The following is a 12,749-nucleotide window of genomic DNA, read 5'->3' on the forward strand; positions in this document are numbered from 1 at the left end:
TTTGCCGGGCTGGCCTTGGGCGCCCTGCCCATGTAGGCTGAGCGCACCGGCAGATCCTGCGTGTGCCGGACCAGCGCAAGGGGCACACAGTGAAGCTTGACCGGATCGACATCCGCATCCTGCATGAATTGCAGAAGAACGGCCGCATCACCAATGTGGAGCTGGCGGAACTGGTGCATCTGTCCCCCAGCCCCTGCCTGATGCGCGTGAAGAAACTGCAGCAAGCTGGCTATATCACTGGATATTCCGCGCAGATCGACATCGCCAAGCTGGGCCAGACCATCACCGTCTTTACCGAGGTGACGCTGAAGAACCATCGCCAGATCGACTTTGCCCGCTTCCAGCAAGCCGCCGAGAAGGTCGAGGAGATCATCGAATGCCACCTGATTTCAGGGGGTTACGACTACTTGTTAAAGTTCGTCACCGGCGGCATCGGCGAGTATCAGACGATCATGGAACGGCTGACCGACATGGATATCGGCATCGACAAGTATTTCAGCTTCGTCGTGATGAAATCGCCCTTCATCAAGACGCATCTGCCGCTGAAAAGCATCTTCCCGATGTAGCTACAGCGCCGCCGCCCGCGGCGGCACGCTGTCCAGCCAGTTGGGATCGAGCTTCGGCACTGACGAGAACAGCAGCTGCGAATAGGGGTGCTGCGCCCCGCCCTGCAAGCGGCTCGCGGGCAGGCGTTCCACCACCTCGCCGTTCAGCATCACCATCACATCGTCGCAGATCGCCTGCACGGTCGACAGATCGTGGCTGATGAAGACGTAGGACAGGTGCAATTCGCGCTGCAGTTCCTTCAGCAGTTCGATCACCGCAGCCGCCACGACCGTGTCCAGCGCCGAGGTGATCTCGTCGCACAGGATCACCTCGGGCGCCGCGGCCAGCGCTCGGGCAAGGTTCACCCGCTGCTTCTGCCCGCCCGACAGCTCGCCCGGCAGGCGGTGCTTCATCGCGCGCGGCAGGCGGACCATGTCCAGCAGCTCATCGGTGCGCGCCTCGCGCGCGGCGCCCTTCTGGCCGTGGTAGAAGGTCAGCGGGCGGCCGACGATATCGCCGACGGGGCGCTGCGGGTTCAGCGCGGTATCGGCCAGCTGGAACACGATCTGCAGGCGGCGCAGCTCGTCCTTGGTTCGCGCCCGCGCCTCTGGCTCCAGCATATGCGCGTCCAGCAGCACCTTGCCCGACACCGGGGGCAGCAGCCCGGAAATCGCCCGCGCCAGCGTGGATTTGCCCGACCCGCTTTCGCCGATCACACCCAGATTCTGCCCCCGCTCCAACCGGCACGACACGCTGTTCAGCGCCACCTTGAGCGGCCTCCCATCGCGCCCCAGGGGGCCATAGCCCGCCACAAGGTTGCGCACTTCCAGAATGGGCCGCTTGGTCTCGGCCTGCAACCGCGAGGCCGAGGCATAGGGAACCGGCTCGAACGCCGCCAGCAATTCGCGTGTGTAGGGATGGGCCGCGCGGTGCAGGATCTGCTCGACCGGGCCTTCCTCCTGCACCTCGCCGCCTTTCAGCACCACGATCCGGTCGGCGATCTGCGCCACCACGGCCAGATCGTGGCTGACATAGACGCCGCCCATGCCGCCCAGTTTCATCACCGACTTGAAGGCGCGCAGCACCTCGATTTGGGTGGTCACGTCCAGCGCCGTCGTCGGCTCGTCAAAGATCATCAGCTTCGGCCCGCCGATCAGCGCCATCGCCGCCGCCAGCCGCTGTAGCTGCCCGCCAGACACCTGATGCGGATAGCGCTGGCCGATGGTCTCTGGCTCCGGCAGCGCCAGCGCGCGGAACAGCTCCACCGCCTTCACCCGCGCGGCATCGGGCGTCATCAGCTTGTGGATCTGCGCCACCTCGATCACCTGATCCATCAGCCGCTGCGAGGGGTTGAAGGCCGCCGCGGCGCTTTGCGGCACATAGGCCACCTCGGTGCCGCGCAGCGCCTGCCGCCCCGCCTCGGGCATCGCCACCAGATCGCGCCCCGCCAGCCGCACCGTGCCGCCGGTGATGGTGCAGCCGGGCCTTGTATGGCCCATCAGCGTCAGCGCGATGGTGGTCTTGCCCGACCCGCTTTCGCCGATCAGCGCCACGATCTCGCCCTCGGCAATGTCGAAGCTGACGCCCTTGATGATCTCGATCCTGCGGCCCGCATCGCTGCGCGCCTGCACCTTCAGATCCCGGATTTCGACAAGGTTCTGCATCACTCGCTCCTGTCGCGAATCTTGACGGGCAGGTTGTCGATCAGAAGGTTCACGCTGATCGTCAGGCTGGCGATGGCAAGGCTGGGCATCAGCACCGCTGGCGCGCCGAAGGGCAGGCCGCCGATGTTTTCCCGCACAAGGCTGCCCCAGTCGGCATTCGGCGGCTGCACCCCCAGCCCCAGGAAGGACAGGCCCGACAGCAGCAGCACGATGAACACGAAGCGCAGCCCCAGATCGGCCAGCACCGGCCCGGTGATGTTGGGCAAGATCTCGCGCGTGACCAGATAGCCCGTCCGCTCGCCCCGCGCGCGGGCGACGGTGACGAAATCCATCGTGTTGATGTTCACCGCCAGCGCCCGGGCAAAGCGATAGGCGCCCGGCGTGTAGATCACCCCCAAAAGCACGATCAGCACCGGGATCGACGAGCCGATGGCCGCCACCATCACCAGCCCGAACAGCTTGGACGGGATCGAGTTCAGCGCATCCAGAAACCGGCTGAGCCCGGTATCGAGCCAGCCGCCGACCACTGCCGCCGTCATCCCCAGCACCACGCCCGAAATGCAGGCAAGGCACACCGCCGCCAGCGAGATTCCCACCGTGTAGCGCGCGCCCATCAGCACGCGCGAGAAGATGTCGCGCCCCAGATAGTCCGACCCCATCCACAGCTTGGCCGAGATCGGGCCGTAATAGTCGAAATCCACGATCTCGCCCGGCGGATAGGGGCTGAGCATCGGGCCGATCACCGCCACCAGCGCCCAGAAACAGACCACCAGCGCGGCGATCATGCCGACCCAGTTCATGTGATAGCCAAGGCGGCGCGGCGTGGGCCAGAAGGCTTTGGTGTGCATCGGGCCCCTCACTTTCGCAGCTTCGGGTTGGACAGGATGGCGATGATGTCGGCCAGCGTGATCAGCGTCAGATAGCCAAGGCAGAAGATCATCGCGCAGGTCTGGATCAGCGGCAGGTCGCGGGTGGCGACGGCATCCACCATCAGCTTGGCGATGCCGGGATAGTTGAAGATCGTCTCGACGATGATCACCCCGCCCAGAAGGTAGGACAGCGACAGCGCCACCGCGTTGACGATAGGGCCAATCGCATTGGGCAGCGCGTGGCGCATCACCATCCGGCGGCGCGAGGCGCCCTTCAGCAGCGCCATTTCCACATAGGGCATGGTCAGCGCGTCGATCACCGCCGCCCGCGTCATGCGGATCATCTGGGCCGAGATCACGCAGCACAGGGTGATGACCGGCATGGCGAAGACCCGCAGCATCTCGGCCAGGCTGGTCACGTCATTGGCGAAAGACAGTGCCGGCAGCCATTTCAGCCAGACCGCGAAGACCAGCACCGCCAGCGTGGCGATCATGAATTCGGGGACAGAGATTACCGCGACGATGCCGGTGGTGACGATCCGGTCATAGACCGAGCCGCGATGCATCGCCGTGGTGATGCCCAGGAACAGCGCCACCGGCACCGCCACTGCCGCCGTCACCGCCGCCAGCATCAGCGTATTGGCCAGCCGCCCGCCGATCATCCCCGCCACCGGCAGGTTGTTGGCATAGGACATGCCCAGATCGCCCTGCGCCAGCCCGATCAGCCAGCGCCCGTACTGCAGCAGCGCCGGGTCGTTCAGGTGCATCGCCTCGCGCAAGGCCGCCACCGCCTCGGGCGTGGCGGCCTGCCCCAGCAGGATCTCCACCACATCGCCGGGCAGCATCTGGGTGGCGGCAAAGACGACGAAAGACACGATCAGCAGGGTGACAAGGGCCACTCCCAGCCTGCCAAGCACCAGTCGGACGATCTGCGGATTCATGGCGGGGCCTTTCGGGAAGATGGGGGCCGGGACCATACCCGGCCCCCCGCGATGGATCAGGCGTCGAGCCAGACGTATTCGGCCATCGCATAGCCCATCTGGCCCCCCAGCGGGTTCGGCTTCAGGCCCTGCAGCTTGGAGGATTTCGCATCGACGTTCGACAGGAACACCGGGATCGCGGTGCCGGCCTCGTTCGACACCATCACCTGCATCTCGTCATAGATTTCCTTGCGCTTGGCAAAGTCCAGCTCGCCGCGGGCCTCGACCAGCATCGCGTCGAACTTGGGCGATTTGTACTGGCTCTCGTTCCAGGGCGCGTTGGTGTCATAGAGCAGCGAGAACAGGATATCGGGCGTCGGGCGCGGGTTGATGTTGCCGAAATGGACCGGCGCCTTCAGCCAGTAGTTCGACCAGTAGCCATCCGAGGGCACGCGCTGGATATCGAAGTTCATGCCGATCTCGGCGCCCGATTGCTGCAGAACAGTTGCCATGTCGACCGAGGCGGTCGCCGCTTCGGAGGCCACGACCGGGATCGACACGCCGAGCAGGCCGGCCTTGTCGAACAGCGCCTTGGCCTTTTCCGGGTCATAGTCCCGCGCCTTCAGCTCGGCATTGTGATAGGGGCTCATCGGCGAGATCGGCTGGTCATTGGCAACCTCGGCCAGACCGCGCATCACCGACTTCTGGATGGTCTCGCGGTTGAGCAGGTTCTTGACACCCTCGATGAAGCCGGCCTTGTCGCCCGGGTCCATGTCCAGCCGCATGTTCAGGTTGGTGTAGTTGCCCGAGGTGCTTTTCACCAGATCGATGCCGGACTGGGTTTCGATCAGCCGCATCGACTGCGGCTTGATCGAGGCCGCCAGATGGATGTCGCCCGACAGCAGCGCGTTGACGCGGGCGGTCTCATCCGGGATGGCGAAGTACTCGAAGCTGTCCAGAAAGGCGGCGTCGGTTTTGAAGTAATTCTCGTTGCGCGTCATGATCGACTTCACGCCCGGCTCGAACATCTCGATCTTGAAGGCGCCGGTGCCGTTGGCAGTGGTGAAATCGGTGGTGCCATCGGCGATGATCATGAAGTGGTGCATGGCCAGGATCGTCGGCAGGTCGGCATTGGCCGCAGCCAGCGTGATCTGCACGGCCAGCGGGTCCACCGCGGTGATCGCCGTCATCTGCTTGGCGATGGAGTTGACCTTGGACCCGGTATTCTCATCCAGATGCCGCATCATCGAATAGACGACATCGGCCGAGGTGAAGGGCTTGCCATCGTGGAAGGTGACGCCCGATTTCAGCTTGACGGTCCAGACCGTGGCATCGCTGCTTTCGATGCTGTCGGCCAGCTCCATCACCACCGCGCCGGACTCGTCGAGGAAGGTCAGGCGGTTGTAGACCGAACAGCAGCGCACGTAATCGGTGGACAGAGAGGCCTTGGCGGGGTCCAGCGTGTCCGCGGTCGAGGAGGACCAGCCGGCGGCCTTCAGATGCCCGCCGCGCACCGGGGTTGCCGCCATCGCAGCCGTCGCGCGGCCCAGGATGGTACCGCCGGCGAGGAGGCTGGCGCCGCCCGCCATGAACATGCGCAGCAGGTCGCGGCGTGTGGCGCCGCGGCGGATGGCGTGCTCGACCATCGCGTCGTCGCCGCGGGTCCAGTTCGTGATGCCTTTATCGGTCATGGTTTCGTTCCCTGTTGATGCGCCAATGCGCGTTGTGGTGCCCGTGTCGCCGCCTAGGCGGGCCGGGCGCTTTCAGGCAAATTCCACCGCAGCGGCGTCCGCGAGTGCCGCCATCGAGGTGAAATGGTAATCAGGTGTGGTGAAATCGGCCGGGGCGATGGTGCCGCCATAGCCGGCAACATCGTGCCGCCGCTCGATCCAGCAATTGGTCATCCCAAGCGCGCGGGAAATGCCGATGTCATGATACTGGCTTTGCGCCACATGCAGGATGTCGTCGCGGCTGCCGCCCTCGGCTTCGACAAAGGCGAAGACCTGGTGGAAGAAGGCCGGATCGGGCTTTTCGGTGCCGGTATCGTCGGTGGTGAAGGCGGCATGGAACGGGTGACCCAGGGCCGCGTCGAAATGCGCGAAGGCCCAGCGCTGTGCATTGGTCATGGCGATCAGCCGGTAATGCTGTTTCAGCCGCGCCATCGCCGCCACGCTGTCGGCAAAGGGCGCCCAAGCCGCCACCCCGTCCCGCAACCGCACGCCAAGCGCCGGATCGACCGGCAGGCCCAGATCCGGCGCAATCTCCAGATAGACCCGCGCGAGGTCATCGGGGAAGCTCAGCGCCTCGGGCGTGTAGCGCGCCGTCCGGTACAGGGCCAGCGCCGCCTCGCCGTCCAGATCCACCCCATGCTCGGCCGCAATAGACCGCAGGCTGCCGACGAGGCCCGCCTCAAAGTCGATCAACGTGCCGACGACATCGAAGCTGAGATAGCGAAAAGAGCGCAGCGGCTTGGCTGGCATGGACAATTCCCCTGATGCGGCCCGCGGGTGCAGGCCTGTTCCCTGTCGAGTGGCAGTATTTTCTGCCATTGGTCCGGCCCGTGGTTTTTGTGGGCTCTTCAATCATTTTCGCGGAAAGCCGCGGTGTGTGACGTCATTCTTGGCCGGTTCGACGGGGGCAAAACGCTGATCTTGGCGGGCGTGCAGCAGAATGTGCTGAATTGCCGCAGCGCAGCGGAATCAGGCCATCTGCCGCCCGCGCGATCAGCCCAGTACCGCCCGCACGTCCGGGTCTTCCAGCGTCTGGTCCAGCGTCAGCCGGGTGCGCTCGACAATCGCGTCGATCTCGGCCCCGGTGCAGCACAGCGGCGGCGCATAGCCCAGCACCCCGTTGCCAAAGGCGCGGATCACCAGCCCGTTGGCCCAGGCCCGGTCAAAGATCCGCTGCGCGGGCATCGCGGCCGCCGGCAGCGGCGTCTTCGCCGCCTTGTCGGTCACCAGCTCCACCGCCGCCAGCATTCCGCGGCCGCGCACATCGCCCACCAGCGGATGATCCGCCAGCCCGGCAAGGCCCGCCTGCAACCGCGCGCCCATGCGGCGCCCATTCTCCAGCAGCCCGCCTTCATACAGGTCCAGCACCGCCAGCCCCACCGCCGCGCTCACCGGATGCGCCGAATAGGTGAAGCCATGGCCGATGGCCGCAGCGCCTGCATGGTCGGCGATGGTCTGATACATCCGGTCCGACAGGAACACCGCCCCCATCGGCACATAGCCCGAGGTCAGACCCTTGGCGCAGGTCAGCATGTCGGGCACGATGCCCTCATCGCTGCAGGCGAACATCGGGCCGGTGCGGCCAAAGCCGGTGATGACCTCATCCGCGACGAACAGGATGTCCAGCTCGGTGCAGACTTCGCGCATGGCCTTCATCCAACCCGGCGGCGGCACCAGCACCCCGCCCGACCCCTGGATCGGCTCGGCATAGAAGGCCGCCACCCGCCCTGCCCCGCCAAGCTCCTCGACCTTCGCGCGCAGCTGCGCGACGGACGCAGCGATGATCGCCGCCGGGTCGCTGCCCACCGGATTGCGATAGCTGTAATGCGACGGAATTTTATGCTGCCAATCCATCGGCAGCCCGAACCCGGCATGGAACACCGGCAGCGCCGTCAGCCCCGCGCCCACGGTCGAGGAGCCGTGATAGCCCTGCTCCAGCGAGAGGAACTGGTCTTTTTGCGGCAGCCCGCGCGCGTTCCAGTAATAGCGGGCAAAGCGCACCGTGCTGTCCACCGCATCCGACCCGCCAAGGGTGAAATACACATGGTCCAGATCGCCCGGCGCATGATCGGCCAGCCGCGCCGCCAGCCGGATCGGCGGCTCCGACCCCAGCCCGAAATAGCCCGTGGCATAGGGCAGCTCGCGCAGCTGCTTCGTCGCCGCCTCGATCACGCTCTCCTGCCCGTATCCGGCATTGACGCACCACAGGCCCGCAAAGCCGTCGATCAGGGTGTGGCCGGTCGCGTCGGTGACGGTCGCGCCCTTGGCCGAGGTCAGCATCCGCACCCCGGCCTTTTCATGCCCGCGCCACGAGGCGACGGGATGCACCAGATGCGCGCGGTCGAGTTCGATCAGGGAATTGCTCAGCATGGGTCTCTCTCGGGTCAGGGTCAGCCAAGCGCCTGCGCCGCAAGGGCGAAGCACTGGAAGGGGGTTTGGGGGGCAGCCGCGCCGCCGCGCCGCATGGCGATGCCGCCGCCGGCGGGGGCCAGCCCCTGCGCGGCAAGCCAGGGGGCCAGACCCGCGGCCTCGGTGGTATCGACGCGCAGGAAGCCGCCGGGGCGCTGTGCGAACACGAAGGTCAGCAGGCGCTGCGCATCGCCGGCACTGGCGGCAATCACCGGCCCGGCCACCGCGCCGCGGCCAAAGGTGCGCAGGGCGGCAAAGCCTGCGAGCGCGGCGCCGTCGCGGATCACCGCCATCTGGCCCTCGGCCATCAACTCGGCGATCAGGCCCGCGCGGTCGGCGCCCGTGGCCTGCCGGTCCAGCGCCACCATCGCGGGCAGGTCGGCTTGCACCGCCCACTCCACCCCGTCCGGCGCGTTCTGCGCAGCGACAAGGCCCTGATGCTGCAACACCCGCCCGCAGGCGACGAAGCCCAGCTTCTCATACAGCGGCAGCCCGTCGGCGGTGGCGGTCAACCGCCATTCCGGCACCTCCAGGGCCATTGCCCGCTCCATCAGGCTGCGCCCCAGTCCGCGGCCCCGCATGGCCGCATCGACGATGATCATGTTCGCCATCGCCACACCGCCGAACGGCGTCGCCAGCGCCGTGCCGACCACCTGGCCCTCGGCCAGCGCCACCACACCCCGGCTCAGCCGCAGAAGCATCTGCCAGTCCTCGGCCCGGTGCGGCCAGCCCGCCTGCCGCGACAGGCGCAGCGCGCCCTCCAGATGCTCGGCGGTGAAGCGGTCGAAGGTAAGTGTGTCGGTCATTGCGGCCCTGCTGAATTCGTGGCGTGGGGCCAGCTTAGCCGGGCCGGCGACGCAGGTGCTTTGGCAGGTCGCCGCGCGGCGCAATCTTCGGCCGTTCCGCCCCCGGCCCACCGCAGAAACTGCCACGCCGGGGGGCTGCGCAGCGCGCCCGCGGGGGCCAGACAATACCGCAAGCACAACTCTGTGCCGCAGAGCGCGCTGCATACGGTGTTTTGTGCTCTCGCCGCCCCGCAATGCGGCCGGGGGTGGCGGCGCAGGCGGCATAGACTGCGGACAACAGATCATCCCAGCCCCGAGGATCCGCGCATGGCCCCCTTCCGCCCGAAATACGTCACCTTCGATTGCTACGGCACGCTCACCCATTTCGACATGGCCGGCGCCGCCCGCCGCATCTATGGCGAGACACTGGACGAGCCGGCGATGCAAAAGTTCATCAAGAATTTCTCCGCCTACCGGCTGGATGAGATCCTTGGCGCCTGGAAGCCCTATGCAGATGTCGTGTCAAACGCGCTGGAACGCAGCTGCAAGCTGAACGGCGTGCCGTTCCGGGCCGAGGATGCGTTGCAGATCTACAACGAGGTGCCCACCTGGGGCCCGCATCCCGATGTGCCGGCCGGTCTTGCCAAGGTCGCCAAGGAAATCCCGCTGGTGATCCTGTCCAACGCGATGAACAGCCAGATCATGTCCAACGTCGAGAAACTGGGCGCGCCCTTCTACAAGGTGATCACCGCCGAGGAGACCGGCACCTATAAGCCGCAGATGAACGGCTTTGAATACATGATGGACGCTCTGGGCTGCGGACCCGAGGACATCACCCATGTCTCCTCCTCCTTCCGCTATGACCTCATGACGGCGCATGACCTTGGCATCACCTCCAAGGTCTGGGTCAACCGCAAGCACGAACCGGCGAACCCCTATTACGGCTATACCGAGATTGCCGATATCGGCGGCCTTCCCGGCGTGTTCGGACTGTAGGGCGATGAAGTTCGAATCCTATTGGCACGACACGGCGCCCGCCTTCACCGACGCGGCGGCCGGGCCGGTCGCGGGCCACTATGATGTGGCGGTGATCGGCGCCGGCTTCACCGGGCTGGGGGCGGCGCGCAAGCTGGCCAAGGAGGGCCGCCGGATTGTGGTGCTGGAGGCGAAGAGCGTCGGCTTCGGTGCCTCTGGCCGCAATGGCGGGCATCTGAACAACGGCATCGCCCACAGCTTCGTCCACGCGAAAGAGATGTTCGGGGCGGAACGGGCCAAGGCGATGTACCGCGCCTTCGACCAAGGCATCGAGACGCTGGAACGCATCATCGCCGAGGAAGGTATCGCCTGCGACTTCCGCCGGTCCGGCAAGCTCAAGCTCGCCTCCAAGCCCGCGCATTACGACAGCCTCGCGCGGAACTTCGAGGCGATCCACCGCGAGGTGGATGCCGATACGGCGATCCTGTCCAAGGCCGATCTGGCGGGCGAGATCGGGTCGGACATCTTCCACGGCGGGATGCTGCAGCACAAGAGCGCCATGATGCATATGGGCCGCTTCGTGGTCGGCCTTGCCGAGGCCGCTGCCCGGCATGGCGCGGTGATCCATGAGAATGCGCCCGTCACCGCCCGCCGCCAGAACGGCAAGGGATGGGAGCTGACGACGCCGCAAGGCACGGTCACCGCCGACAAGGTGTTCCTGGCCACTGGCGCCTATACCACCTCGGCCTTCCGCTACTTCCGCCGCCGCATCGTGCCGGTGGGCAGCTTCCTGCTGGCGACCCGGCCGCTGACCGAGGCCGAGGTGTCGGCCACCATGCCCGGCAACCGCACCTGCGTGACTTCGCTGAACATCGGCAACTACTTCCGCCTGTCGCCCGACAACCGGCTGATCTTCGGCGGCCGCGCCCGGTTCTCGGCCCGGTCCGATCAGCAGTCGGATGCGAAGAGCGGCGCGATCCTTGAGGCGGCGCTGGCAGGGATCTTTCCGCAGCTGGCGGGGGTGGAGGTGGACTATTGCTGGGGCGGGCTCGTGGACATGACCAAGGACCGCTTTCCCCGCGCCGGCCATGCGGACGGGGTCTACTACTCGATGGGCTATTCCGGCCACGGCGCGCAGATTGCCACCCATATGGGCGAGATCATGGCCGACCTGATCACCGGCCGCTTCGACCGCAATCCTTGGGCCGATCTGCCGTGGAAGGCGGTTCCGGGGCATTTCGGCCAGCCCTGGTTCCTGCCGCTGGTGGGCACCTACTACAAGCTGCTGGACCGGGTGCAGTAGACATCGACGCTAGCTGGGTGTTTCCAAGCCTTCGGGGGGCTGACTGCCCCCCCGAAGCGTTTCCAAGGTCAGAGACCGGCCATGTGGAAGGCCTTGGTCTCCAGATACTCGTCAATCCCCACCCGCGCGCCTTCGCGGCCCAGACCGGACTGCTTGACCCCGCCAAAGGGCGACACCGCGGTCGAGATGCTGCCGGTGTTCAGCCCCACCATCCCGAATTCCAGCGCCTGCCCGACGCGCCAGGCGCGGCGGTGGCTTTCGGTGTAGAAATAGGCGGCAAGGCCGAAGGGGGTGGCATTGGCAAGGCGGATCGCCTCCTCCTCCGTCTCGAACCGGAACAGCGGGGCGACGGGCCCGAAGGTTTCCTCCTGCGCCAGTTCCATCGCCTCGGTCGCGCCGGTCAGCACCATCGGCGCGGCGTATTGGCCGCCTTCGGGCACAGCGGCGCGGGCGAGGATCACCGCGCCCTTGGCGGTGGCATCGGCGACGTGGCGGGCGATCTTGTCGATTGCGGCGGCGTTGATCATGGGGCCGATCTCCACCCCCGGCTCCAGCCCGGGGCCGACCTTCATCACCGACACTTTCGCGGCCAGTTTCGCGGCAAAGGCCTCATACACCCCCGCCTGCACCAGAATCCGGTTGGAGCAGACGCAGGTCTGCCCGCCATTGCGGAACTTCGACGCGATGGCGCCCTCCACCGCAGCCTCCAGATCGGCATCGTCGAACACCACGAAGGGCGCGTTGCCGCCAAGCTCGAGGCTCAGCCGCTTCACCGTCGGCGCGCATTGGGCCATCAGCAGCGAGCCGATGCGGGTCGATCCGGTGAAGGACAGCTTGCGCACCATAGGGTTCGCCGTCAGCTCTGCCCCGATCTCGGCCGGCATCCCGGTGACGATGTTGATCACCCCGGCGGGAATGCCCGCGCGTTCGGCCAGAACCCCGAGGGCCAGCGCCGAGAAGGGCGTGAACTCGGACGGCTTGATCACCACCGTGCAGCCCGCTGCCAGCGCCGGGGCGACCTTGCGCGTGATCATCGCATTGGGGAAGTTCCACGGGGTCACGATGGCCGACACGCCCACCGGCTCTTTCAGCACCACGATCTGCCGGTCGCCGGCAGGGGCGGGGATCACCGAGCCTTCGATGCGCCGCGCCTCTTCGGCGAACCATTTCACGAAGGACGCGCCATAGGCGATCTCTCCCCGCGCCTCGGCCAGCGGCTTGCCCTGCTCCAGCGTCACGATCAGCGCGAGGTCGTCGGCATGGGCCTCCATCAGCGCGAACCAACGCTCCAGCGCCGCGGCGCGGGCGGCATGGGGCACCCGGCGCCAGATCTGGAACGCGGTATTTGCGGCGGCAATCGCCGCAGCCGTTTCGCCGCCCGACAGGTCAGGCACCGTGCCGATGACCGCGCCCGTCGCCGGGTCGGTCACTTCGACGACCTTGCCGCTGGCGGCCGGCAGCCACGCGCCGCCGATCAGCGCCGCCTGCCGGAACAGACCCTCGTCCTTCAGCCCCGGAAGGCTGGCGTAAACCCTTGCACCCATGATG

11 protein-coding genes are annotated in these 12,749 nt (G+C 66.7%); 3 read left to right on the forward strand and 8 right to left on the reverse strand.

All coding sequences use genetic code 11. The features are described from left to right. The first annotated feature begins 89 nt into the window (after positions 1 to 89). The gene (locus GVY41_RS17455; protein ID WP_066815064.1) at positions 90 to 566 is read left to right on the forward strand and encodes an Lrp/AsnC family transcriptional regulator; all 477 of its coding nucleotides are present in this window, start codon (positions 90 to 92) and stop codon (positions 564 to 566) included. On the opposite strand, the gene GVY41_RS17460 is transcribed toward GVY41_RS17455, so the two are convergent. From GVY41_RS17460 to GVY41_RS17490, 7 genes are all read right to left on the reverse strand, one after another. After that, positions 567 to 2,210, reverse strand: a complete 1,644-nt coding sequence (locus tag GVY41_RS17460) for an ABC transporter ATP-binding protein (protein ID WP_161348295.1) — start codon at positions 2,208 to 2,210, stop codon at positions 567 to 569. After that, a complete protein-coding gene (locus GVY41_RS17465; RefSeq protein ID WP_161348296.1) occupies positions 2,210 to 3,058 on the reverse strand; it encodes an ABC transporter permease in 849 nt (282 codons plus the stop codon). The genes GVY41_RS17460 and GVY41_RS17465 overlap by 1 nt, the downstream gene beginning before the upstream one ends. Positions 3,059 to 3,066: 8 nt before the next feature. Next, positions 3,067 to 4,020, reverse strand: a complete 954-nt coding sequence (locus GVY41_RS17470) for an ABC transporter permease (RefSeq protein WP_161348297.1) — start codon at positions 4,018 to 4,020, stop codon at positions 3,067 to 3,069. 56 nt (positions 4,021 to 4,076) lie between these two features. After that, the gene (locus tag GVY41_RS17475) at positions 4,077 to 5,690 is read right to left on the reverse strand and encodes an ABC transporter substrate-binding protein (protein ID WP_161348298.1); all 1,614 of its coding nucleotides are present in this window, start codon (positions 5,688 to 5,690) and stop codon (positions 4,077 to 4,079) included. Positions 5,691 to 5,762: 72 nt separating this feature from the next. Next, the gene (locus GVY41_RS17480) at positions 5,763 to 6,479 is read right to left on the reverse strand and encodes an HAD-IA family hydrolase (protein ID WP_161348299.1); all 717 of its coding nucleotides are present in this window, start codon (positions 6,477 to 6,479) and stop codon (positions 5,763 to 5,765) included. Positions 6,480 to 6,722: 243 nt separating this feature from the next. Then, positions 6,723 to 8,099 carry an aspartate aminotransferase family protein gene (locus tag GVY41_RS17485; RefSeq protein ID WP_161348300.1) on the reverse strand — a complete coding sequence of 459 codons (1,377 nt, stop codon included), beginning with the start codon at positions 8,097 to 8,099 and terminating at the stop codon, positions 6,723 to 6,725. A 20-nt stretch (positions 8,100 to 8,119) separates the two neighbouring features. Beyond that, entirely contained in the window at positions 8,120 to 8,944 is an 825-nt protein-coding gene (locus tag GVY41_RS17490; protein ID WP_161348301.1) for a GNAT family N-acetyltransferase, read from the reverse strand. Positions 8,945 to 9,250: 306 nt separating this feature from the next. Between GVY41_RS17490 and GVY41_RS17495 the strand changes: the two genes are divergently transcribed. Together GVY41_RS17495 and GVY41_RS17500 are read left to right on the forward strand one after the other, a co-directional pair. After that, entirely contained in the window at positions 9,251 to 9,919 is a 669-nt protein-coding gene (locus tag GVY41_RS17495; protein ID WP_161348302.1) for a haloacid dehalogenase type II, read from the forward strand. Positions 9,920 to 9,923: 4 nt separating this feature from the next. Beyond that, positions 9,924 to 11,201 (forward strand): NAD(P)/FAD-dependent oxidoreductase, encoded by a 1,278-nt coding sequence (locus tag GVY41_RS17500; protein WP_161348303.1) that lies wholly within the window; start codon positions 9,924 to 9,926, stop codon positions 11,199 to 11,201. Positions 11,202 to 11,269: 68 nt separating this feature from the next. On the opposite strand, the gene GVY41_RS17505 is transcribed toward GVY41_RS17500, so the two are convergent. Next, on the reverse strand, positions 11,270 to 12,745 hold the full coding sequence (locus tag GVY41_RS17505; RefSeq protein ID WP_161348304.1) for an NAD-dependent succinate-semialdehyde dehydrogenase: 1,476 nt from the start codon (positions 12,743 to 12,745) through the stop codon (positions 11,270 to 11,272). Positions 12,746 to 12,749 lie beyond the last annotated feature (4 nt).

Origin of the sequence: Frigidibacter albus, assembly GCF_009908165.1 — a bacterium.
Taxonomy (GTDB): domain Bacteria; phylum Pseudomonadota; class Alphaproteobacteria; order Rhodobacterales; family Rhodobacteraceae; genus Frigidibacter; species Frigidibacter albus.